This window comes from Prescottella sp. R16 (genome assembly GCF_030656875.1).
Classification (GTDB): domain Bacteria; phylum Actinomycetota; class Actinomycetes; order Mycobacteriales; family Mycobacteriaceae; genus Prescottella.
Map to the genome: position 1 here is coordinate 3,307,805 of NZ_CP130943.1, position 23,027 is coordinate 3,330,831.

Here is a 23,027-nt window from a genome sequence, read left to right on the forward strand (position 1 = left end):
GCGCAGGCCACACTTCACCCGTGGACGGCGCCCACCCCGGCGACGAACAATTGTGTGTGCTCGGCGCACGACTGGACCTGGATGTCGCGGTCCGCCGCGGAGATCCACACCGAACCGCCGCTCTCGACGACGAGGGACCGCGTCTCGCACGTCACTTTCGCGGCACCGGACGTGCACAGCAGGATCCGGGGGCCGCCCGACCCGAACCCGGTCGCGGCGCCGTCCGTGGTGTCCAGGTCGAGGTCGATGCGCGCGAGCCGGAATTCCGGTGCCGGGGTCTCGTAGACGCCCCACCCACCGTTCTCGGGGTCCGGGGAGGGCACGGGGGTCAGGATCGGAACGTCGACCGAATCGAAGTCGAGGACGCGCAGCAGTTCGGGCACGTCGACGTGTTTGGGGGTCAGACCGCCGCGCAGGACGTTGTCCGAGTTCGCCATGATCTCGACGGCCGTGCCGTGCAGGTAGGCGTGCAGGTTGCCGGCGTCGAGGAACAGGCCCTGTCCCGGTTCCAGGGTGATCCGGTTGAGCAGCAGCGACGCCAGCACCCCGGCATCGCCCGGGTAGCCCTCGCTCAGTTCGAGTGCCGTCTGCGCTTCGGCCGCGAATTCGAGCCCACTCGCGTCGGGGGTGGACAGGTAGGCGACACAGCCGTCGAGCACGGCCGGGAGCAGCGCCGACAGTGCCGGGGACGGCAGCGTGATCCACGTCGTGAACAGTGCCCGCAAACCACCCGAATCGGGTTGTCCGGCAAGTAGTCCCGTGTACGGGTCGAGTTCCGGTACCGCAAGTGCCTCGAGCAGGCGGACGGTCCGGTGCGGGTCCCGGAAGCCGGCGAGCGCCTCGAACCGGGTGAGTGCCACCACCAGTTCCGGTTTGTGACTCGCGTCCCGGTAGTTGCGTTCGGGCGAATCGATCGGAATGCCCGCCGCCTCCTCCCGCGCGAAGCCCTCCCGGGCCTGCTCGGCACTGGGATGCGCCTGCAGCGACAGCGGCTCCTCCGCCGCGAGCACCTTGAGCAGGAACGGCAGGTCCGCCCCGAACTCGGCGATACACCGGTCGCCGAGTTCACCGGCCGGGTCGGCGTCGACGACGTCCCGCAGGGAGCGTGGGGAGCCGTCCTCGACGACCCGCGCCGGGTCGGCGGGATGCGCTCCCAACCACAGTTCCGCTTCCGGGTGCGCGCTGGGGCTGGTGCGGCCGCACAGTTCCGCGAGCGCAGTTCGCGACCCCCAGGCGTAGGACCGGAGCGCACCTTCGAGTTGGCGCACTAGTTACCACCGATCAGACGTAGATATGCCGCACTCGTTTCGAGGCGGCCGGCGAGAATTGCCATCTGCTCGATCTCTGCACGGGTGTCCGGTGCCGCCGACAGGGGAACAGCGGCCGGCGTGGCCGCCTGCTCGTTCACGGCGACGATCACGTCCGCGTCCGGCAGCGCCGCCACCCGGCGTTCGGCGATCGCCCGGCCGGTTTCCGTGGCGAGCACGAACACCCGCAGCGGCAGACCGGGCGCCGGCCCGTCGAGTTGCTCGTCGTGGAACAGCGGGTCGTACCCGGTCACCGCCGTCCCCGTCGACCCCGCGGCCGCGAACGCCGGAACGCCGGACAGGACACCGGACAGGTCCGCGGCCGCGGCGACCGCGGCCCCGGACTGCAGCAGCAGCTCGCTGCCGTGCCGGGCCAGCTGCATCGTGGCCGGCCCGTCCCCGGTGAGGACCACCCGTCGCCCCTGCATGCGGGCGGCGAGGGCCTTGGCCGGATTGTGGAACACCTCGTTGCGGGGGTGCGCCCGCAGCGACTCGTCGTCGACGGCGTCGGCGAGCAGGTTCAGGTCCGGGCACACGGCGGCGCCGCGCTCGGATTCGAGAGCGGAGACGACGGCCAGGAACACCGCGACGTACCGCAGCAGAGCGTGTCGGTCCGGGACCGCGACCCGTGGGGGAAGCGTGAGCGCACCACCGGCACCCGCCGACCGCAAGGGGCCCTCGTCGGGCGCGGCGACCACCACTTCGGCTCCGCGCCGCAACGCGCGGTCCACGGATTCGACGAGCCGCGGATCACCCGCGTCGTCGCCGGCGACCACGACCACGTCCAGCGGCCCGGCCCACGGCGGTGTCACGGAGCAGGCGACGAGCGGGACGCCGATCCGGCCGCCGACGGTTGCCGTGACCAGGTCGACGGCCCGCTCGGCCCGCCCGGTACCGGTGACGAACACGACGCTGCGCGGTTGCAGCCCGCGCAGCCGCGCCAGCGCACCTTCCTCGACGGCGGCCTGCGTCGCCCGGATCTGGGCGCCGCCGAGGGCCGCGAACCGGAGTGTGCCGTCGACGTCGGCAGCGAGCAGCGCGTCGACGTCGTCGAGATCGAGCAGAGACGACGGTGCCGTCATGACCGACACACCTCCCTTTCTCCCACTCCCCTGTCCCCCCGAACGCTCCCAGGTCACTCGAGTATCCCAGCTTTTGCGGCGGCTAGGCGCGTACGACGGCGAGGATCTCGGTGACGAGCGCGTCGACCTCCGTGGAGGTTCGCGCCTCGACGTTGAGGCGCAGCAACGGCTCGGTGTTGGAGGCGCGCAGGTTGAACCAGGCACCGTCCGGAAGGTCGACGGTGACCCCGTCGAGCCGGTCCACGGACACCGTCCGATCGGCGAAGGCGTCGACCACGGCGGCCGTCCGCTCACCGGCGTCGGCGACGGTCGAGTTGATCTCGCCGGACGCGGCATAGCCCTCGTACGAGCGCATCAGCTCCGACAGCGGGCGGTCCTGTTCACCGAGTGCCGCGAGGACGTGCAGCGCGGCGAGCATGCCCGAGTCGGCGCCCCAGAACTCGCGGAAGTAGTAGTGCGCGGAATGTTCGCCACCGAAGATCGCGCCGGTCTCGGCCATCTGCTGCTTGATGAACGAGTGCCCGACCCGGGTCCGCACGGCCGTGCCGCCGAGCTTCTCGACGAGCTCGGGGACGAACCGGGACGTGATGAGGTTGTGGATGACGGTGGCGCCGGGCTCCTTCGCCAGCTCCCGGTCGGCGACCAGTGCGGTCACCGCGGACGGCGACACCGGGTCGCCGTTCTCGTCGACGACGAAGCAGCGGTCGGCGTCGCCGTCGAAGGCGAGACCGATGTCGGCGCCGGTGTCGAGCACGAACTTCTGCAGGTCGACCAGGTTCGCCGGATCCAGCGGATTGGCCTCGTGGTTGGGGAACGAGCCGTCGAGCTCGAAGTACAGCGGCAGCACCTCCACCGGCATGGGCCCGAACACGGCCGGCACGGTGTGCCCGCCCATGCCGTTGCCGGCGTCGACGGCGATCTTCAGCGGCCGCAGCTCGGACAGGTTCACCAGGCCGCGCACGAACGACGCGTACCGGTCGAGCACGTCGTCCTCGGTGACCGTGCCGGCCGGGCCGTCGAACGCGGGGACACCCTCGGCGACCTCACCGGCGATGACGGCCAGGCCCGTGTCCTGACCGACGGGCTTGGCGCCCGCGCGGCACAGCTTGATGCCGTTGTACTTGGCGGGGTTGTGACTCGCGGTGAACATCGCACCCGGGCAGTCGAGGATGCCGGACGCGAAGTACAGCTGGTCGGTGGACGCGAGTCCGATGTGCACGACGTCGAGTCCCTGTGCGACGGCACCCTCCGCGAACGCGCGGGACAGGTCGGGCGACGAGGCCCGCATGTCGTGACCGATCACGATCCGCGTCACCGGCTCGCCGGAACCCTGCTCGTCGCGGACCAGGCGGGCGAACGACGCGCCGACGTCCCGAACGAAGTCGGCGTCGATCTGCTCACCGACGACGCCACGCACGTCGTAGGCCTTGATCACGGCATTCACGGATTCGACGGACCGCTCCACTGCTGAGTTCTCCTGCTGTTCGTTGATGCGACGCGCATTGTTCGCCGCACCGCTTGTCCGGCCCGGTGGCGTGGACGCGACCGGGTCGTCGACGAGCCTAGTGCGGAGTGCCCCGTTCGCGCTTCCTGAGTGAAATGTCGAGGTTCGACGGGGGCCGGTGGCGCGTCAGTTGGCGGGATCGGGCAGGACCCGGAGATGGCCGCGACGGCCGGTACGTGCGGTCGGCGGCGTCGACGGGACGACGGCAGCCGACGATTCCGTGTCCGAACCGGTGTCGACCCGGGAACGCTCCCCCAGACCCGCTTCGCGGACCGCCTCGGCGAGCGCGGTCAGGTCGTCCTCGTCCGGGGTGCTCGACGAGAACCCACCCTCGTATCGCACGAGTTCCCACCCCTTGGGGGCGGTTATCCGCGACGCGTGACTCTCGCACAGGTCCCACGAGTGTGGTTCCGCGACCGTTGCCAGGGGACCCACCACCGCGGTGGAATCGGAGTACACGTACGTCAGGGTCGCGACAGCCGGGTTCTTGCACCCAGGCCGGCAGCAACGACGCAGTGATCTCACAAGCAAGGAGACTAACCCCATCTCCGCGGTTGGCCTACTCCGACACACGGAAGGCCACCCGAACCGTCACCGACCTGCTCACCGGACGGGAGCGACGCCGGGTCGCGGTAGTGTCCCCACCATGGCCAGAGCTCGTCGTCCCCGCCCCTCGACGTCCCGTTCCGTCACGCGGCACGGCCGGGGAATCCGCGGGCCGCTGCTGCCGCCGCACCTGCCGGCGGCCCGGACCCGCGCCGAGAAGTTCGACCATCTGGTCCTGAACGCGTTCGAACCCGTCGACGCGCGCTGGCACGACCGGCTCACGAAACTCGACATCGCCGTGGACGACGTGCCGCGCATCCGGGCGATCGACCCGGATTCGGTGAACTGGCCACCCGAGGTGGTCGCCGACGGCCCGGTGCCGCTGTCACGGCTGATCCCGGCCGGTATCGACCGGCACGGGACGACGACCCGGGCCCGCATCGTGCTGTTCCGGCGGCCGCTCGAACTGCGAGCCAAGAATCCCGACGATCTCGAGGACCTCGTGCACGACGTTCTCGTCGAGCAGGTCGCCACCTATCTCGGGGTCGACCCGGACGTCGTCGACCCACAAGGCTGACCCGAACCGGCCCTGCATCCCGGACCCGATCGGGACCTGCTCACCGGACCGGCCCACCGGACAGAAACGGCGCCCCTCGCAACGAGAGGCGCCGAAAGCTGTTGGACGTCAGATGATTCCGCGCTTGAGGCGACGGCGCTCACGCTCCGACATGCCACCCCAGATACCGAACCGCTCGTCGTTCGAGAGTGCGTACTCGAGGCACTCGTTGCGCACCTCGCACCCCATGCAGATGCGTTTGGCCTCGCGCGTCGATCCGCCCTTCTCGGGAAAGAACGCCTCAGGGTCGGTCTGCGCGCACAGTGCACGCTCCTGCCACTGATCGTCCTCGTCGTCGTACATCGCGTCGAATCCCGGAATCAGACTCAGCCGGGGCACACTCACCCCGAGCTCGAAGTCCACGACACCCTCTCCGACCGGCACCACTGCCGACGAACCCGTGTCCACCCCCGTGTCGAACCCGGTGCGCGATCGCGCACCGGCCACGGCCAGAGGAGTTTCGGGAGTATCGAACTCGTACTGCTGAACGTGCATCGCTCCGCCTCCTCACTTACCTTCACTGCGCAGAGCCGGGAACACCCTCGAATTCCCGCTGCTCTCCCGCTGCTTCCGAATTGCTTCTCCCACCTCGATATTCGTCCGGACGAGTACCCGCACGAAAGTTCGGGAAAAGAGCCATACCGGGTGAACTCGCCCCACGAACCCGGAATGACATAAATGTGATTAGACACGCGTTGGCGTGTCGGGTCAAGCCGAATCGGGAATGTCGTTTACCATCCCGCGCTCCCCGCGCAGACGTGGTAGAACCCGACAGCTCCGAGGGCACCGCCTAGGCTTCGGGACGTGAACGTGACTGTATTGGTTGGCGGCGTCGGAGGGGCTCGATTCCTCCAAGGAGTTCGGAACCTGCTCGGGGTCGTCCCCGGCGAGGCCGGCGACGACCCTGTGCATCGGATCACGGCCGTGGTCAACGTCGGCGACGACGTGTGGATGCACGGTCTGCGGATCTGCCCTGATCTCGACACCTGCATGTACACCCTCGGCGGCGGCATCGACCCCGAACGCGGCTGGGGCCACATCGGCGAAACCTGGAACGCCAAAGAGGAACTCGCCGCCTACGGCGCCCAGCCCGACTGGTTCGGTCTCGGTGACCGCGACATCGCCACACACCTGATCCGCAGCCAGATGCTGCGCACCGGATATCCGCTCTCCGCCGTGACCGAAGCGCTGTGCAACCGCTGGCAGCCGGGTGTCTCACTGCTCCCGGTCACCGACGATCGCAGCGAAACCCACGTCGTCGTCACCGATCCCGACTCCGATCCGGCGGATCCGATGCAGAAGGCGATCCACTTCCAGGAGTGGTGGGTGCGTTACCGCGCGCAGATCCCCACACACAGCTTCGCTCACATCGGCGCCGATCAGGCGACCCCGGCGCCCGGGGTGCTCGAGGCGATCGAGACCGCGGACGTGGTGCTGCTGGCCCCGTCGAACCCGGTCGTCAGCATCGGCGCGATCCTCGCCGTCCCCGGTATCCGCGGCGCACTGCGCACGACGGCCGCGAAGGTCGTCGGCCTGTCCCCCGTGATCGACGGAAAGCCGTTGCGCGGCATGGCCGACGAATGCCTGTCCGTGATCGGCGTCGAGACGTCGGCGGAGGCCATCGGACGCCACTACGGTGCCCGCTCGGCGACCGGCATCCTCGACGGCTGGCTGATCCACTCCACCGACACCGCCGACGTGCCCAGTGTCGACGTGCGCAGTGTTCCGCTGCTCATGACCGATCCCGACGCGACCGCCGACATGGTGCGCGCAGCCTTCGACGTGGCCGGAGTCGTGTTGTGACGGTACGCGATCACGGGGCCGGCGGGGGCCTCGAAATTCTGCCGGTACCCGGTCTGCCCGAGTTCCGTCCGGGGGACGATCTGGCGGCGTCGATCGTCGACGCGGCACCGTGGCTGGCGGACGGCGACGTCCTCGTCGTCACGAGCAAGGTGTTCTCGAAGGTCGAGGGCCGGATCGTGGCCTCCCCCACCGACCCCGACGAACGGGACGCGGCGCGCAGGCGACTCGTCGACCAGGAGGCGGTGCGGGTCGTGGCCCGCAAGGGGCGCACCCTCATCACCGAGAACAAGCTCGGCATCGTGCAGGCCGCGTCGGGTATCGACGGCTCCAACGTCGACGGCGCCGAGCTGGCTCTGCTACCGGAGGACCCGGACGGCAGTGCCCGAAAGCTGCGGCAGGACATCGAGAATCGTCTCGGGATCCGGGTCGCGGTCGTGGTGACCGACACGATGGGGCGGGCGTGGCGGATCGGGCAGATCGACGCCGCGATCGGCGCGTCCGGCATTCCGGTGCTGCACGCGTACGCCGGCTCGGTCGACGGTCAGGGCAACGAGCTGATGGTGACCGAGGTGGCCGTCGCCGACGAACTCGCCGCCGCCGCCGACCTCGTCAAGGGCAAGCTGGGCGGCATGCCGGTGGCAGTCGTCCGGGGTCTGGCCGCGGACGGTCTCGTCGACGACGGTTCGTCGGCGCAGGATCTGATCCGCCGCGGCTCCGAGGACCTGTTCTGGCTGGGCACCGCGGAGTCGTTCGAGCAGGGCCGGCGCGAGGCACTGCTGCTGCGCCGGTCGGTACGCGAGTTCTCCGACGAACCGGTCGACCCGGAGGTACTGCGCGCGGCGATCGCGGACGCGCTCACCGCGCCCGCCCCGCACCACACCCGCCCGGTGCGGTTCGTGTGGCTGCGCAGCCCCGACGTCCGCACCCGCCTGCTGGACGCGATGCGGGAGCGCTGGCGGGCGGACCTCGCGTCCGACGGGTTGGACGCCGGGCGGATCGAGAAGCGGATCGCGCGCGGCGACATCCTGTTCCGCGCCCCGGAGGTGGTGATCCCTTTCTGTGTGCCGGACGGGGCACACGACTATCCGGACGAGCGGCGGACCCGCGCCGAGTCGACGATGTTCACGGTCGCGGTCGGTGCCGCCGTACAGGGGCTGCTGGTGTCGCTCGCGACGCGCGGCATCGGCAGCTGCTGGATCGGGTCGACGATCTTCGCGGCCGACACCGTCCGGGCAGCACTGGAGTTGCCGGCCGACTGGCAGCCGCTGGGGGCGATCGCCGTCGGCCACCCCCTCGAACCGTTGACGCCGCGCGAACCGCGGGTTCCCGGTGACGCACTGGTGGAGCTGTGAGCGCCCGGTCGCTGCACGCCTCGGCGCGGGCGGCACTCACGGACTGGGCCGCCGACTCCGACGCCGCGGACTCGTTGCGGCACACGATGCTCGCGTTCCTCGACTCGGCACCCGACGGCTGTCTGCGTGCGCACGTCCCCGGGCACATCACGGCGTCGTCGCTCGTCCTCGACGCACCCCACGAACATGTGCTACTCACCCTGCATCCGCGGGTGGGCCGGTGGATCCAGCTCGGCGGGCACTGCGAGGAGGGCGACGACACGGTCGTCGACGCGGCCCTGCGGGAGGCCCGGGAGGAGTCCGGGATCGCCGGGCTGCGGATCGATCCGCGGCTGCTGTCGGCGCACACGCACCCGATCACGTGCTCGCTCGGGGTGCCGACCCGGCACCTCGACCTGCGTTTCCTCGTCACCGCACCCGGCCCGGCCGCCGACACGCCCGCCACGATCAGCGACGAATCCCAGGACCTGCGCTGGTGGCCGGTCGACGCCCTCCCCGACGGCGCCGAGAAGGAGACGATCGACCACCTGGTGACGTTGGCGCGGCAGCGGTGACTGTGACGGTGTCTGCGGCCGCCCGGACCGCACCGGTCGCGGCCGGACTCGTCGGCGGCGCGGTCGCGGTGTTCGCGATCCGCGAGACCACCGTCCAGGACCACATCTCCGTCGAGGGCACGTTCCGGCAGCTCGTCGTCACCCCGCAGTGGGCGGGCGCCCTCGCGGCGCTGACCGCCGCACTCGTGCTCGTGGTGCTGTCGCTGCGCCGGGAACGGTTCGCAGCCCCGCTCGCGGCCGTGGCGGGTGCGGTCCTGCTCGCACTGCCGGCCTGGGTGGAGGTGACCGCGCCGCCGGCGATCTCGCTCACCGCGGTCGGGGCGGGCCTGCTACTCGGGGCGGCCGCGTACGCCGGGGCCGGGGTGCCGGCGGCGCAGGCCGCCCTCGTGTTCGGTGTGGTGGGCGCGAACCTCTTCTACGCGGGTGCCCTGTGGCGGAGCCGTGAGGACCGGTGGGCGCTGTCGATCAAGGCCCTACCGGTGCAGGCCGCGATTCCGGTCGCGGTGGCGGCCATCGCCGCGGTCGTCGTCGGCTACGCCGCAGGGACGGCCCGCTCCGGCACGGCCGCGGATCGTCGCGCGCTCGCGGTCGCGGCCGGACTCCCGATCGTTGCGACGTTCGTGTACGCGGGGCTCGGGTCGATCTCGGCATCGGTGTCGCCGTCGCCCACGTCCTGGACCGTGGCGGTGATCGTCACCGCCGGACTCGTCGTGGCCGCTGCCCGGTGGACCGGCGCCTCGGGTGGGCGATTCCTCGCCGCCGGGTTCGCGGTGGCCGCGGTCGGGGTGAACATCCTGGCCTACTTCCCCGGATCGGGGTGGCTCGTCGCCGCCGGTGTCGCGCTGTTCGCGGCCGGTGCCGCGACGGGGCGGCGACGGCCCATGCCCGACCTCGGTATCGGCCTGCTCGCCGTCGCCGTCGTCACCGGGCTGTGGGCGCCGGCGACGCTCGCCGCGGCCGGGTACACCCTCGTCGTGCCGTTCGCAGTGGGACTGGTCGTCGCCGCGACATTGCCGGCCGACCCGGCGACCGCACTGACCGGCGCCCTGTTACCGCTGACCGTCACCCTGTTCTCCGTGTCCGCACCGGTGGAGTGGGATTTCGGCTGGATCTCCTACGTGCCCGGCGAGGTGGACTACCCGCTCGCACTGGTCGGGTCGCCGCTGCCGGTCGGGGTGGTCGTCGCGGCAGCGGCGATCGTGATCGCGTGGTTCTCGATCAGAGCAGCAACGTCGCGGCGGTAGCGGCGACGACCTCGTCGACGCTGATGCCGGGTGCGGTCTCGACCAGTCGCAGGCCCTCGTCGGTGACGTCGAGGACGGCCATGTCGGTGATGATCCGCTGCACGCAGCCCTTGCCGGTGAGCGGCAGGGTGCACTCGTCGAGGATCTTCGACTCACCCTTCTTCGAGACGTGCTCCATCATCACGATGACGCGTTTGGCGCCGTGGACCAGGTCCATCGCGCCGCCCATGCCCTTGACCATGTGCCCGGGGATCATCCAGTTGGCGAGATCACCGGTGGCGCTGACCTGCATCGCGCCGAGCACTGCGACGTCGACCTGACCGCCGCGGATCATCCCGAACGACTGCGACGAGTCGAAGAACGACGCGCCGGGCAGGGTGGTGATGGTCTCCTTGCCGGCGTTGATCAGCTCGGGGTCGAGTTCGTCCTCGGTGGGGTACGGCCCGACGCCGAGCACACCGTTCTCCGAGTGCAGTACGACGGTGATGCCCTCGGGGATGAAGTTCGGCACCAGGGTGGGCATGCCGATGCCGAGGTTGACGTACTGGCCGTCGGACAGTTCCTGCGCGACGCGCGCGGCCATCTGTTCGCGGGTCAGCTTCTGGATCGTTACCTGAGTCATGCTCGTACCGTTCGCTTCTCGATTCCGACAGTGACCTTGCCCACGGGCACGACGCGCTGCACGTGGATGCCCGGGGTGTGGATCTGGTCCGGGTCCAGCTCACCCGGCTCGACGAGGTGTTCGACCTGCGCGATGGTGATCCGGCCCGAGGCGGCGGCGGGCGGGTTGAAGTTGCGGGCGCTGCGGCGGAAGACCAGGTTGCCGTGGCGATCACCCTTCCAGGCGTGCACCAGGGCGAAGTCGGCCACGATGCCACGCTCCATCACGTACGTCGTGCCGTCGAACTCGCGGGTCTCCTTGACCGGGCTGGCGACGGCGATGCCGCCGTTGCCGTCGTAACGGCGCGGCAGCCCGCCCTCGGCGACCTGGGTGCCGACACCGGCCGGGGTGAAGAACGCGGGGATGCCCGCGCCACCGGCGCGCAGCCGTTCGGCGAGCGTGCCCTGCGGGGTCAGCTCCACCTCGAGCTCACCGGAGAGGTACTGCCGCGCGAACTCCTTGTTGTCGCCGACGTACGAGCTGATGGTGCGGCGGATGCGGCCCTTCTCGAGCAGCACGCCGAGGCCGAAGCCGTCGGTACCGCAGTTGTTGCTCACGGTCTCGAGGTCCGTCGCCCCCTGGTCCAGGAGCGCATCGATGAGGATCTCGGGCACTCCGACCAGGCCGAATCCGCCGACCGCGATGGTTGCACCGTCCGGGATGTCGGCGACGGCCTCGGCCGCTGTGGCAATGACTTTGTCCATCATGCTCGTCAGCATACGACGACATGTGCGTATTGTGAACCCTCGTCCGCATGACGAACAAATCCGGGGTGAGCCGTTGATTGCCACGCCCGTACGCACTACGTTGTTCGTATAGCGTCACATCGTCCACATTGCGAACAGCCTTACTCGATTCCCCCTCACCTGTTCCCTGTTCCCCCATGAGGTCTCACATGCTTCATCTACCCCCTCAATACCGGCCGATCGGCACCGGCGTGAACGCCCCGCCGAACTTCGCCGACTACAAGACCACCGGGCTGCGCAGCCCGCGTCAGCCGTTGAAACTGCTGCCGCAGCGTCTCGGCGAACTCACCGGGCCGGTGTTCGGCGAGGACCGGGTCCGCCCCGGCGACGCCGACCTGACGATCGCGAACGGCGGCGAGGCCCAGGGCCAGCGGATCATCGTGCACGGCCGCGTCCTCGATTCGAACGGCAAGCCCGTCCCGCACACGCTGCTCGAGGTGTGGCAGGCCAACGCCGGCGGCCGCTACCGCCACACCGGCGACAACTGGCCCGCACCACTGGACCCGCACTTCGACGGGGTCGGTCGCTGCGTCACCGACGCCGACGGCCACTACACGTTCACCACGATCAAGCCGGGCGCCTACCCGTGGCGCAACCACGACAACGCGTGGCGGCCGTCGCACATCCACTTCTCGCTGTTCGGCACCGCGTTCACGCAGCGTCTGGTGACGCAGATGTACTTCCCGGACGATCCGCTGTTCTTCCAGGACCCGATCTACAACGCGGTGCCCGCGGAGGCACGGCACCGGATGGTCAGCGTCTTCGACTACGACGCGACCGTGGCCGACTGGGCGCTCGGCTTCCGTTTCGACATCGTCCTGCGCGGACGCGACGCCACCCCGTTCGAGGACGACGAGGATCACGATGACTGACGCATCCACCGAGAACACCGCCCCCACCTACCCCGTCACGCCGGGCGACTTCACCACCGCCGCGTTCGGGGTCACCCCGTCGCAGACGGTGGGCCCGTACTGGCACATCGGCCTGCCCTGGGCGGACGGCCCCGACGCCGCACCCGCCGGCGCCGAGGGCCGGATCACGCTGCGCATCACCGTGATCGACGGGAATCGTGTCCCCGTCGCCGACGCGATGGTCGAGACCTGGCAGGCCGACGCCGCCGGACGGTTCGCGCATGCCGACGATCCGCGCGGCGCAACCGAGCCGGTCCCCGCGGGGTTCCGGGGCTTCGGCCGGGCCGGTGCCGACGAGACCGGCACCGCCGCAATCCACACCGTCAAGCCCGGTGCGCTACCGGCCGAGGACGGCGGTGTCGAGGCACCGCACGTGAACGTCGGGATCTTCGCGCGCGGCATGCTCGAGCGTCTGTACACGCGGTTGTACTTCCCCGAGGACACCGCCGCGCACGCCGTCGATCCGGTGCTGGTGTCGCTGCCGGAGTCGCAGCGCCCCAAGCTGATCGCGACCGAGACCGAAGACGGCTACAGCCTCACGGTCTATGTTCAGGACAGTGATCCCGACGGTGTCGAGACGCCGTTCTTCGAGCTGTGATCAGGAGCCTGCCGTGACGCACACCCGTGGCGACCTGTTCGATCCCGTGTTCGGCGCCGGTAGCGACACTGCCGTCGCGGCGCAGGTGTCGGACCATGCCTGGGTGGCCGCCCTACTCGAGGTGGAGGCGGCCCTGACCCGGGCGGCCTCCACCGCGGGGCTGGCGACGGCCGAACAGGCCGCGACGGTGACCGCGGTGGCGGCCCGGCTCGCCGCACCCGGCGGGATCGACGTCGCCGACCTGGGCCGGAAGTCGGCGGCCGGCGGCAATCCGGTGATCCCGCTCGTGAAGATCCTGCGGGCCGCGTGCGCCGAGCACGGCGTCCCGGCGTCGGCCGTGCACGTCGGCGCCACCAGCCAGGACGTCATGGACTCGGCGCTGATGCTGTTGTCGCGCAGGGCCGGGCGTCTGGTTCTCGCGGATCTGCGGGCGGCCGCGAACGCCGCGGCCGAACTCGCCCGGGTGCACCGCGCCACCCCCATGGTCGCGCGCACTCTCGGGCAACAGGCGCTGCCGACGACGTTCGGGGCGCTGGCCGTGTCGTGGCTGACAGGCCTGGACGACGCGGCCGAACAGCTCGAGCGGGCCCTGTCGGCGCTGCCCGTCCAGTTCGGTGGCGCGGCAGGCACTCTCGCCGCCGTGCATCCGCACGGCCTTACGGTGGCCGATGCCCTCGCCGACGAACTGGGCCTGGCCCGGCAGGTCGTGCCGTGGCACACCACCCGCACTCCCGTCGCCGCCCTCGCCGCCGCACTGGGGGTCGCGGCCGGTGCGATCTCCAAGCCGGCCACCGACGTCACCGCGATGGCCTCGACCGAGTTCGGCGAGGTCGCCGAGGACGCGCCCGGCGGCTCGTCGGCCATGCCGCACAAGCAGAATCCGGTCGCGGCGATCACCGCGCGGGCCGCGGCCCGGCGGGTGCCGGGCCTGGTGTCGACGGTCCTGTCGTCGATGGACCACGAGTTCGCCCGTGCCGCCGGCGCCTGGCACGCCGAGTGGGAGACGGTCTGCGACCTGCTGCGGCTCACCGGAGGCGCCGCGCACCGGCTGGCCTCCAGCCTCGGCGGACTCCGTGTCCGCCCCGACGCGATGGCCCGCAACCTCGACATCACCGGTGGCCTGATCCTCGCCGAACGGGTCACCGGCGCACTCGCCGCACACACCGATGCCGCCCGTGACATCGTCACCGCCGCAGCGGCTTCCGGAACCCCGCTCGACCAGGCGCCCGAGATCACCGCGCATCTGACGGCCGGTGAACTACGCGACCTGCTCGACCCCGCGCACTATCTCGGCCACGCCGTCGATCTCGTCGACCGCGCCCTCGCTTCCCGAACCACCGGAGGACACCCATGACCGTGGACCTGAACTTCGAGACACACGGCGACCCCGCCGCCCCGCCGGTTCTGCTGCTCGGCTCCCTGGGCTCCGACCTGCACATGTGGGACCCGCAGATCCACGCCCTGTCGTCCCGCGCGCACGTCGTCGCGGTCGACCATCGTGGCCACGGCGGCTCTCCCGCCCCGGCCGGTCCGTACACGATCGCCGACCTCGGCGGCGACGTGCTCGCGCTGCTCGACAAGCTCGGCCTGAACTCGGTGCACGTCGTGGGCCTGTCGCTCGGCGGCGCCGTCGGGCAGTGGCTGTCCGCGAACCACCCGCAGCGGGTACAGACCCTGACCGTGATGTGCACGGCGGCGCAGTTCGCGCCGGCGCAACCGTGGCTCGACCGGGCCGCGGCCGTCCGCGCCGACGGTGTCGCGTCGATCGCCGAGTCGATCGTCGGCCGCTGGTTCACTCCCGAACTGGCGCAGCGTGATCCGCAGCTCGTCGCCCGGCACGTCGAGATGGTGCGCGGCACCTCCGACGAAGGGTACGCCGCGTGCTGTGAGGCACTGTCGCAGTGGGACGGCCGCGCCGACCTCGCGCGCATCGTCGCCCCCACGCTGGTGATCGCCGCCGAGCAGGACGGCCCGACCCCGCCGTCGACCCTGCAGGTGATCGCCGACGGCATCGCCGGCGCGCAGCTGCACGTGTTGTCCCCCGGCGCGCATCTGGCCAACGTCGAGCAGGCCGGTGCGGTCACCCGGCTGATCGAACGCCACATCGCCGCGGCGACACCGGTGGGTGTGTCCCGCCGCGCCGTGCACGACGCCGGTATGGCGGTGCGCCGCTCGGTGCTCGGCGACGCCCACGTCGATCGGGCGATCGCCGGCAGCACCGCGTTCACCGAGCCGTTCCAGGACTTCATCACCCGCACCGCGTGGGGCGACATCTGGGCCCGCGACGGCCTCGACCACCCCACCCGGCGTCTGCTCACGATGGCGATCCTCACCGCGGTCGGCAACGAACACGAACTCGACATGCACATCCGGGCCGCGCTGCGGGCCGGTATGGACCCCGAGCTGCTCGTGGAAGTATTCCTTCACACCGCGGTGTACGCGGGTGTGCCGAACAGCAACCGGGCGTTCGCGCTCGGCAAGCAGGCCCTCGCCGACCTGGCGGGCGCCATCGAGGGGAGTACGTGACAGTGACGAATTCGAGCGGGATCGAGCCGACCGGGGTATCGACCGACTACGTGCAATCGCTCGCACGAGGTCTGTCGGTGATCAAGGCGTTCGACGCCGAGAACCCGCGGCGCACGCTCAGCGACGTGGCCCGCGCGACCGAGCTCACCCGCGCGACGGCCCGTCGATTCCTGCTCACCCTCGTCGAACTCGGCTACGTCCGCACCGACGGCTCGGTGTTCTGGCTGACGCCGCGGGTCCTCGAACTCGGGTACAGCTACCTGTCGAGCCTGTCGCTGCCCGACATCGCCCGCCCGCACCTCGAGGCGCTGTCGGAGCGGGTCCACGAGTCGACGTCGGTCTCGATCCTCGACGACGGCGACGTCGTGTACGTCGCCCGCGTGCCGGTTCGGCGGATCATGACCGTCTCCATCACCATCGGGACCCGGTTCCCCGCGTTCGCGACGTCGATGGGCCGGGTGCTGCTCGCCGGGCTCGGCCCCGCCGACCTCGACGCCTACCTCGGGCGCGTCGACCTGACCCCGCTCACCGGCCGCACCATAGCGACTCCCGACGCGTTGCGCGCCGAACTCGACAAGATCCGGGCCGACGGCTACTGCGTCGTCGACCAGGAACTCGAGGAGGGGCTGCGTTCGCTCGCCGCACCCATCCGCGACCGGTCGGGCACTGTCGTTGCGGCCGTGAACATCTCGACGCAGGCGGCGCGGTACGAGATGGAGGCGGTGCACGACATACTCGTCCCGGCCGCCGTCGCGACCGCCGAGGCCATCTCGGCCGATCTCGCCCGCACCCAGTCTCAATCGTCTCCGCATCAAGGAAGTAGCCATGCCTGACGCAGTCATCTGCGAACCGCTCCGCACCCCCGTCGGCCGTTTCGGCGGGGTCTTCCGGGACATCGCCCCCGAGGACCTCGCGGCCACCGTCATCACCGAACTCGTCACCCGCACCGGCATTTCCGGTACCGACATCGACGACGTGATCCTCGGCCAGGCCTCCCCCGGCGGTGAGGCCCCCGCGATCGGCCGCATCGCGGCACTGAACGCCGGACTCGGAGTGGACGTTCCGGGTCTTCAGGTCGACCGCCGCTGCGGCTCGGGTCTGCAGGCGATCGTCCAGGCCGTGATGCAGGTCCAGTCCGGCGGCAGCGACCTCGTCCTCGCCGGCGGTGTCGAGTCCATGAGCCAGGCCGAGTTCTACGCCACCGGCATGCGGTACGGCGTCCGCGGCGAATCAGTCGCCCTCAGCGACCGTCTGGCCCGCGCCCGGGTGACCGCCGGTGGCCGCAACTATCCGGTGCCCGGCGGCATGATCGAGACCGCCGAGAACCTGCGCGCCGAGTTCGCGATCAGCCGCGCGGACCAGGACGCGCTGGCCGTACAGTCCCACCGGCGCGCCGTCGCGGCGCAGCAGGGTGGGGTGTTCGCGCAGGAGATCGTCCCGGTGACCGTCCCGCAGCGCAAGGGTGACCCGCTCGTCGTCGACACCGACGAGCATCCCCGCGCCGACACCAGCGTCGAATCGCTCGCGAAGCTGCGCCCGATCCGCGGCAAGATCGACCCCGATTCGACCGTCACCGCCGGCAACGCCAGCGGCCAGAACGACGGCGCCGCGATCGCGATCGTCACCACGCCGGAGAAGGCGAAGGCCCTCGGCCTGCGTCCACTGGCCCGGCTCGCCAGCTGGGCCGTCGCCGGTGTGCCGCCGCGGACGATGGGTATCGGCCCGGTCCCGTCGACCGAGAAGGCCCTGAGCCGACTGGGGCTGGGACTGGCCGACATGGGCGTCATCGAACTCAACGAGGCCTTCGCGGCGCAGGCCCTCGCCGTGACCCGCACGTGGGGCCTCGAGCCCGACGATCCGCGGCTGAACCCGAACGGCTCGGGCATCTCGCTGGGTCACCCGGTCGGCGCGACCGGTGCCCGTATCCTCGCCACGCTGCTGCGCGAGATGGACCGTCGCGAGGCCCGCTACGGCCTCGAGACCATGTGCATCGGCGGCGGCCAGGGCCTGGCCGCGGTGTTCGAGCGCATCGCCTGACACCGATACGACGAGAAGGTCGGCCTCGCGGATCATTCTGCGGGGCCGACCTTTTCGTAGACATAGGTGAAGCGTCAGTGGGCGGCGGCAGCCTTGACGGTCTCGTACATCTCGGCGAGCGCGCGGGCGCAGTCACCCTTGCCGTAGCCGAGCAGAGCGGTCTCCTCCGGATCGGTCTCGTATGCGATGACGTTGCCGCGGCCCTGGACGATGAAGCTGTCCGGCAGCAGCGGATGCTCCTCGTCACGTTCCTCGATGGTGCGGTCGCCACCGGCGGCGTCGACGAGCAGCTGGAAGTACTCGGTGAACGTGAGGTTCTGGTCGCCGATCAGGTACGCCTTGGACTCGCCGTGCTGCAGCGCACCCCAGATCGCCTCGGCGAGCGACTGCGCCGACATGTAGTTCGTGCCGCCGGCCGGGGCGAAGTCCGGGATCTGCGGCTCGTTGCCCGCGGCCCACGAGAACAGTCGGCGGTACCGCTTGGCGGACACCCCGCTGATGGCGCCCAGGATCGACGGCGGGTTCAGCGTCACGACGGTGAAGTTCTCGTCCGCGAGCGCGCGGGCACCCTCGTCGGCCGCCTTGCGCGCCGCGACGTACGGCATCGTCTCCGCGTACTCCGGCCGCAGGTGGTGGTAGTAGCTGCCGACCTGGACGAACCGGGACACCCCGGCCTCCTTGGCCAGCGCGGCGAACCGCGGCACGCCGCCGGACTGCGTCTTCTCCCAGAATTCCGCCTCGTCGACGTCACGGCCCATGTGCCGGATGTCCTGGCCCGCGGCGAACACGACGGCATCGAACGGGGCCAACTGGTCGGCCGTGAAGGTCTGCTCCGTGTAGTCGCCGAGCAGCACCGGGAAATCGTGCACCGGCGAATCGTCGGCCAGCGGGTTACGCGCAGCGACGGTGACGTCGTTGCCCTGCTCGCGTAGGTGAAGTGCCGTGTGGGCGCCGATCATGCCGGTGCCGCCGACAATCAGGATCTTCATGGAAGGCCTCTCCTGTAGGTGATGCGAACAACTCCCCCGAACCTACGGACGACTCGCCCACACCCCTCCCCCTCTTCTCACCGACCGAGAAATTCGACCACACCTCTTTTCGTCACACGACGGAATCGGGGGTACCTACGGACATGCCGAATCGGCCGACCCCGATCAGAGGTCGGCCGATTCGGTACGGCGCGGGTCAGCCCAGCGGCGTGCCCACGTAGTTCTCGGCGATGAGGGTGCGGCCGGCGACCGAGCGGGTCACCATGTCGAGCTCCGCGACCTGGCGCTTGTGGTCGAAGCCGGACGCGTCGGGCAGTCGGTGCAGCATCGACGACATCCACCACGAGAAGTGCTGGGTGCGCCAGATCCGCGGCAGCACCGTCTCGGTGTAGGCGTCGAGGCGTCCACGGTTGCCTGTCTCGAAGAACTCGGCCATACCCTTCGACAGCACGTAGACGTCGGCGACGGCCAGGTTCAGGCCCTTCGCGCCGGTCGGGGGCACGGTGTGCGCGGCGTCGCCGGCGAGGAACAGGTTGCCGTGCTGCATCGGCTCGCACACGAAGCTGCGGAACTGCAGGATCGACTTCTCGAAGATCCTGCCGTCCTTGATCTCCGCTCCCTCGCCGTCGACGCGGGCGTGCAGTTCGGACCAGATCCGGTCGTCGGACCAGTTGTCGACCGAGTCGTCCGGATCGACCTGGAGGTAGTGGCGCTGCACCTCCGGGGTGCGGGTACTGATGAGCGCGAAGCCACGCGGATGGTTCGCGTAGATCAGCTCCTCCGAGGACGGCGGCGCCTCGGCCAGGATGCCGAACCACGCGAACGGGTACTGGCGGAAGTGGTCCTGCCGGATCGTCGACTCGGGAATGAGCTTGCGGGTCTTGGTCCGGGAGCCGTCGCAGCCGCCGACCAGCGCGCACGTGACCGTCTGCGGGTTGCCGTCGGTGTCGGTGTAGGTGATGTACGGCTTGTCCGTGGTGTGGTCGTGCACCTCGACGTCGGAGACGCCGAACCGGATGTCGCCGCCGTCGGCGAGCCGCTTGGCGATGAGATCCTTGAGAACCTCGTGCTGCGGGTAGACCGTGACCGCGCGACCGTCCGTGAGCTCGTCGAATGCGATGCGGTGGCCACGGCCGCCGAAGCGCAGCTCGATGCCGTGGTGCTCGTGCCCCTCGGCCTTCACCCGGTCACCGAGACCGGTCTCCACCATCAGGTCGACGGTGTTCTGCTCGAGCACGCCCGCACGAATGGTGCCCTCGACCTCCTCGCGGGTGCGCGCCTCGAGAACGACGGATTCGATGCCGCGCAGGTGCAGGAGATGGGACAGCATCAGTCCGGCCGGGCCGGCGCCGACGATGCCGACCTGGGTGCTCGAGATGGTCATGCGGTTAACTCCTCGGTAGAACGTGATCGCCAACACTGTTCCGGCCGGCCGCCGACCACAGAACCCCCACTTTCACTCAGTGAAAGGCAATTCTTCGTCGATCCGGGGAGATCTCGGTCACGCCAGCCCGCGCGAGATACCGCGCGCCGCGGCCCGCAGCGCCGGGATCAGCGGCGCCGGATCGACCTCGGCGCCGACGACGACCGAGATCGACGCGACCACCTCCCCGGCCTGCCCCCGCAACGGCGCGGCGACCGCGAGCGTCCCGACGTTGAGATGCTCGCGGCACACGACGAACCCGCTGCGCCGAATCTCGTCGAGCACCTGACGGAGCCGATGCTCGGAGGTGATCGTGTTCGGCGTGAATCGTTCGAGCCCACCGGCGAGCACGTCCCCGAGGAGTTCCGGCCCGCCGTGCGCGAGTAGGACCAGCCCGCCACTGGACGCGTGCAGCGGCAGCCGCCCGCCCGCCCGACCGACCACGGGGACCGCCCCACGTGCGGAAAGCCGCTCGATGTAGAGGGCCTCGAGACCTTCACGGACGATCAGCTGGACGTTCTCGCGCGTAGCCTCGTAGAGGTCCTCGAGATACGGCATCGCCACCTGCCGGAGCCCGTGCGCCCCGGGTGCGAGCGCGCCGATCTCCCACAGTCGGACACCGATCTCGTAGCTCCCGTCGGCTGCACGTTCGAGCGCACCGTTGTCCGCCAGCTGGATGCACAGCCGGTGCACGGTCGGCAGCGGCAGTCCTGTGCGGCGGCTCAGTTCGGACTGCGTCAGGCGCGGACGCTCGACGGTGAAGGAGTTCAACACCAGGAACGCCCGACCGAGCATGCTGCGGTCGATTCCGCGTTCGTCGATCACCCGCCCAGTGTGGCCGGACCACGACCCCGACGGGGAGCCAACCCCCGGGTTTGCGGCTTGACATTCACGTGTGACCCACCAAACAATGGCCGAGTTCTTAAATTGAACGGTGGTTCGTATTGCGAACACCTTGGCTTCTGGAGATCGAATGAGCACCATCGAACGACCCGCGACGCGCGGTCGCGCAGCGATGTGGGTCGCCCCACTGTGTTGGATCGCCGTCCTACTCGACGGATTCGATCTCGTCGTTCTGGGTGCAGTCATCCCCTCGCTGCGCGAGCACGGAGACTGGAACCTGAGCACGAGCGCGATCACGACCATCTCGACGTTCGGGCTCGTCGGCATGACGATCGGTGCCCTCGTCATCGGCACCCTCACCGACGTCCTGGGACGCCGCCGGGCGCTGATCTACGCCGTCGCGGCGTTCTCGATCCTCACGCTGCTGTGCGCGGTCGCCCCGAACCCGTTCCTCTTCGGCCTGCTCCGCTTCCTCGCGGGCATCGGCCTGGGTGGCGCGCTGCCCACCGCACTGGCGCTGGTCAACGAGTTCTCCAAGAAGCAGGGTGGCGGATCCGCGTCCACGATGCTCATGACCGGCTACCACGTCGGCGCCGTCGCGACCGCGGCACTGGCCATCGTGCTCATCGACCCCTTCGGCTGGCACTCGATGTTCGTCGTCGGCGCCGCACCGGCGATCGTGCTGATCCCGTTGATGATCAAGTACCTGCCCGAGTCGCCGTCGTACCTGCTCTCCAAGGGGCGTCGCGACGAGGCCGAGCGCATCGCCGCACAGTACGGACTCGTCCTCGAGCCGGCACCCACCGGCGACGCCTCCACCGCCGCGACCGCCAATCCGGTCAAGTCGCTCTTCTCGCCGAAGTTCCTGCGCAACAGCATCGCCATCTGGGTCGCCTCGTTCATGGGCCTGCTGCTGGTCTACGGCCTCAACACGTGGCTGCCGACGATCATGCGTGAGGCCGGCTACGAACTCGGTGCCGCGCTGACGTTCCTGCTGATCCTCAACGCCGGCGCCGTCGTCGGCCTGCTCATCGCGGGCCGGGTCGCCGACAAGATCGGCCCCCGCACGGCGGCCATCGGGTGGTTCACCGGTGCGGCCGTCTTCCTCGCGGCGCTCAGCATCGACGTCGCGGGCGGCATCTACGTGATGGTCTTCCTCGCCGGCTGCTTCGTGTTCAGCGCCCAGGTGCTGGTGTACGCATTCACCAGCGCCAACCATCCCGCAGCGATCCGCGCGACCGCCCTGGGCTGGTCTGCGGGCGTCGGACGCGTCGGCGCGATCTGCGGCCCGATCCTCGGCGGCGCACTGCTCGGCGCCGGCTACGCGGTGCCGTGGGGCTTCTACGCCTTCGCCCTGGTCGGCCTGATCGGCCTGATCGCGATCTCCACGACCCGTAATCTCGCTACCGACTGACCTGCCCGACAGACGACGGAAGGCCGACCGGGGAGTCCCCGGTCGGCCTTCCGTCGTCTGTCCGCCTCCCTCAGCGGATGGATTCGAGCGTGGGCCGTTTGGCGGCGACACCGTCACCCGACGACGTGCCACGCACCCGGCGCCCGATCCACGGCAACAGGAAGTCCTTGGTCCACACCAGGTCCGCGCGGCGCCGCGACGCCTTGTCGGTGGGCAGATCCGGGCCGAGTGGGTCCACCACGATGTGGTGGTCGACGCCGAGCGTCTCGAGCACCCGGACGGCCATGTTCTGGTGTCCCGGGGTCGACATGTGCAGCCGGTCCCAGTCCCACATGCGCAGGTCCTGGTACTCGTCGAACCGCCAGAAGTCGACGAGCGTCGCACCGTGCCGGTCCGCGACCTCGCGCACCAGTTCGTTGTAGATCGCCGAACGGCCGCGGATCTTGCCGAACACCGCCGAGAAACCGGCATCGAATGCCGTCCACATCAGGACCGTGGCTCCGGTGGCGGTCAGTTTCCCGATCGCCTCGTCGTACCGGGCGACGAGCGCATCGAGATCGAGCGACGGGCGCATCAGATCGTTGCCGCCCGCATAGATCGTGACCAGGTCCGGCTGCAACGCGACCGCCGCATCGACCTGCTCGTCGACGATCGGGCCCAGCAGCCGGCCCCGGATCGCGAGATTGGCGTAGCCGAAGTCGGCACTGCGGGTGGCCAGTTCCTCGGCGACCCGGTCCGCCCAGCCACGCAGACCGTTGGGGCGGGTGGGATCGGGATCCCCGACACCCTCGGTGAACGAGTCACCGAGGGCGACATACCTGCGATAGACGGGTTCCTGCGACATCATCACTCCAGTATTCCGTTAGCAATG

General features: G+C 70.1%; 23 protein-coding genes. 12 read left to right on the top strand and 11 right to left on the bottom strand.

Annotated features, from left to right (window positions below; all coding sequences use genetic code 11):
• Nucleotides 1–14: 14 nt before the first annotated feature.
• The 4 genes from manA to Q5696_RS15495 all read right to left on the bottom strand — a co-directional run bounded on the left by manA (nucleotide 15) and on the right by Q5696_RS15495 (nucleotide 4,418).
• Nucleotides 15–1,268 carry a mannose-6-phosphate isomerase, class I gene (manA, locus tag Q5696_RS15480; RefSeq protein ID WP_305092187.1) on the bottom strand — a complete coding sequence of 418 codons (1,254 nt, stop codon included), beginning with the start codon at nucleotides 1,266–1,268 and terminating at the stop codon, nucleotides 15–17.
• On the bottom strand, nucleotides 1,268–2,389 hold the full coding sequence (locus Q5696_RS15485; RefSeq protein WP_305092188.1) for a tobH protein: 1,122 nt from the start codon (nucleotides 2,387–2,389) through the stop codon (nucleotides 1,268–1,270). The genes manA and Q5696_RS15485 overlap by 1 nt, the downstream gene beginning before the upstream one ends.
• An 82-nt stretch (nucleotides 2,390–2,471) precedes the next feature.
• Nucleotides 2,472–3,854: a phosphomannomutase/phosphoglucomutase gene (locus Q5696_RS15490; protein ID WP_305092189.1), complete on the bottom strand. Its 1,383-nt coding sequence runs from the start codon at nucleotides 3,852–3,854 to the stop codon at nucleotides 2,472–2,474.
• A 165-nt stretch (nucleotides 3,855–4,019) separates the two neighbouring features.
• Nucleotides 4,020–4,418 carry a DUF3499 domain-containing protein gene (locus tag Q5696_RS15495; protein ID WP_305092190.1) on the bottom strand — a complete coding sequence of 133 codons (399 nt, stop codon included), beginning with the start codon at nucleotides 4,416–4,418 and terminating at the stop codon, nucleotides 4,020–4,022.
• 121 nt (nucleotides 4,419–4,539) lie between these two features.
• Here Q5696_RS15495 and Q5696_RS15500 point away from each other — a divergent pair, with 121 nt between their 5' ends.
• Entirely contained in the window at nucleotides 4,540–5,016 is a 477-nt protein-coding gene (locus tag Q5696_RS15500) for a metallopeptidase family protein (protein WP_305092191.1), read from the top strand.
• A 108-nt stretch (nucleotides 5,017–5,124) separates the two neighbouring features.
• Here Q5696_RS15500 and Q5696_RS15505 read toward each other — a convergent pair whose 3' ends face one another.
• Complete coding sequence (locus tag Q5696_RS15505) at nucleotides 5,125–5,358, bottom strand: WhiB family transcriptional regulator (RefSeq protein ID WP_305095325.1); 234 nt, start codon at nucleotides 5,356–5,358, stop codon at nucleotides 5,125–5,127.
• Nucleotides 5,359–5,859: 501 nt separating this feature from the next.
• Here Q5696_RS15505 and cofD point away from each other — a divergent pair.
• From cofD to Q5696_RS15525, 4 genes are read left to right on the top strand one after another with little or no spacing between them, the layout of a single operon-like run.
• Nucleotides 5,860–6,858 carry a 2-phospho-L-lactate transferase gene (gene cofD / locus Q5696_RS15510; RefSeq protein ID WP_305092192.1) on the top strand — a complete coding sequence of 333 codons (999 nt, stop codon included), beginning with the start codon at nucleotides 5,860–5,862 and terminating at the stop codon, nucleotides 6,856–6,858.
• A complete protein-coding gene (locus Q5696_RS15515) occupies nucleotides 6,855–8,210 on the top strand; it encodes a coenzyme F420-0:L-glutamate ligase (RefSeq protein ID WP_305092193.1) in 1,356 nt (451 codons plus the stop codon). The genes cofD and Q5696_RS15515 overlap by 4 nt, the downstream gene beginning before the upstream one ends.
• On the top strand, nucleotides 8,207–8,764 hold the full coding sequence (locus tag Q5696_RS15520; RefSeq protein WP_305092194.1) for an NUDIX hydrolase: 558 nt from the start codon (nucleotides 8,207–8,209) through the stop codon (nucleotides 8,762–8,764). The genes Q5696_RS15515 and Q5696_RS15520 overlap by 4 nt, the downstream gene beginning before the upstream one ends.
• A gap of 2 nt (nucleotides 8,765–8,766) precedes the next feature.
• Entirely contained in the window at nucleotides 8,767–10,008 is a 1,242-nt protein-coding gene (locus tag Q5696_RS15525) for a hypothetical protein (protein WP_305092195.1), read from the top strand.
• Here Q5696_RS15525 and Q5696_RS15530 read toward each other — a convergent pair.
• Nucleotides 9,983–10,630 (bottom strand): CoA transferase subunit B, encoded by a 648-nt coding sequence (locus tag Q5696_RS15530; protein ID WP_305092196.1) that lies wholly within the window; start codon nucleotides 10,628–10,630, stop codon nucleotides 9,983–9,985. The two genes, Q5696_RS15525 and Q5696_RS15530, sit on opposite strands and share 26 nt — an antisense overlap.
• Nucleotides 10,627–11,373 (bottom strand): CoA transferase subunit A, encoded by a 747-nt coding sequence (locus Q5696_RS15535; protein ID WP_305095326.1) that lies wholly within the window; start codon nucleotides 11,371–11,373, stop codon nucleotides 10,627–10,629. The genes Q5696_RS15530 and Q5696_RS15535 overlap by 4 nt, the downstream gene beginning before the upstream one ends.
• A 191-nt stretch (nucleotides 11,374–11,564) precedes the next feature.
• On the opposite strand from Q5696_RS15535, the gene pcaH reads away from it, so the two are divergent.
• The 6 genes from pcaH to Q5696_RS15565 are packed head-to-tail and all read left to right on the top strand — an operon-like array spanning nucleotide 11,565 to nucleotide 17,487.
• A complete protein-coding gene (pcaH, locus tag Q5696_RS15540; protein ID WP_305092197.1) occupies nucleotides 11,565–12,287 on the top strand; it encodes a protocatechuate 3,4-dioxygenase subunit beta in 723 nt (240 codons plus the stop codon).
• Complete coding sequence (gene pcaG / locus Q5696_RS15545; RefSeq protein WP_305092198.1) at nucleotides 12,280–12,924, top strand: protocatechuate 3,4-dioxygenase subunit alpha; 645 nt, start codon at nucleotides 12,280–12,282, stop codon at nucleotides 12,922–12,924. Before pcaH ends, pcaG begins: the two co-directional genes overlap by 8 nt.
• Before the next feature lie 13 nt (nucleotides 12,925–12,937).
• Nucleotides 12,938–14,278: a 3-carboxy-cis,cis-muconate cycloisomerase gene (gene pcaB, locus Q5696_RS15550; RefSeq protein WP_305092199.1), complete on the top strand. Its 1,341-nt coding sequence runs from the start codon at nucleotides 12,938–12,940 to the stop codon at nucleotides 14,276–14,278.
• Entirely contained in the window at nucleotides 14,275–15,450 is a 1,176-nt protein-coding gene (pcaDC, locus tag Q5696_RS15555) for a bifunctional 3-oxoadipate enol-lactonase/4-carboxymuconolactone decarboxylase PcaDC (protein WP_305092200.1), read from the top strand. Before pcaB ends, pcaDC begins: the two co-directional genes overlap by 4 nt.
• 2 nt (nucleotides 15,451–15,452) lie before the next feature.
• A complete protein-coding gene (locus tag Q5696_RS15560; protein ID WP_305092201.1) occupies nucleotides 15,453–16,283 on the top strand; it encodes an IclR family transcriptional regulator in 831 nt (276 codons plus the stop codon).
• Nucleotides 16,276–17,487 carry an acetyl-CoA C-acetyltransferase gene (locus Q5696_RS15565; protein WP_305092202.1) on the top strand — a complete coding sequence of 404 codons (1,212 nt, stop codon included), beginning with the start codon at nucleotides 16,276–16,278 and terminating at the stop codon, nucleotides 17,485–17,487. The genes Q5696_RS15560 and Q5696_RS15565 overlap by 8 nt, the downstream gene beginning before the upstream one ends.
• Nucleotides 17,488–17,561: 74 nt before the next feature.
• On the opposite strand, the gene Q5696_RS15570 is transcribed toward Q5696_RS15565, so the two are convergent.
• The 3 genes from Q5696_RS15570 to Q5696_RS15580 form a co-directional block, all read right to left on the bottom strand.
• Nucleotides 17,562–18,476, bottom strand: coding sequence for an NAD-dependent epimerase/dehydratase family protein (locus Q5696_RS15570; RefSeq protein ID WP_305092203.1), 915 nt, complete (start codon nucleotides 18,474–18,476; stop codon nucleotides 17,562–17,564).
• Between the two features lie 196 nt (nucleotides 18,477–18,672).
• Entirely contained in the window at nucleotides 18,673–19,860 is a 1,188-nt protein-coding gene (locus tag Q5696_RS15575; protein ID WP_305092204.1) for a 4-hydroxybenzoate 3-monooxygenase, read from the bottom strand.
• A gap of 117 nt (nucleotides 19,861–19,977) precedes the next feature.
• The gene (locus Q5696_RS15580) at nucleotides 19,978–20,694 is read right to left on the bottom strand and encodes an IclR family transcriptional regulator (protein ID WP_305095327.1); all 717 of its coding nucleotides are present in this window, start codon (nucleotides 20,692–20,694) and stop codon (nucleotides 19,978–19,980) included.
• A 178-nt stretch (nucleotides 20,695–20,872) separates the two neighbouring features.
• Here Q5696_RS15580 and Q5696_RS15585 point away from each other — a divergent pair, with 178 nt between their 5' ends.
• A complete protein-coding gene (locus Q5696_RS15585) occupies nucleotides 20,873–22,156 on the top strand; it encodes an MFS transporter (protein WP_305092206.1) in 1,284 nt (427 codons plus the stop codon).
• 70 nt (nucleotides 22,157–22,226) lie between these two features.
• Here Q5696_RS15585 and Q5696_RS15590 read toward each other — a convergent pair whose 3' ends face one another.
• A complete protein-coding gene (locus tag Q5696_RS15590; protein WP_305092207.1) occupies nucleotides 22,227–23,003 on the bottom strand; it encodes an SGNH/GDSL hydrolase family protein in 777 nt (258 codons plus the stop codon).
• Between the last annotated feature and the right edge of the window lie 24 nt (nucleotides 23,004–23,027).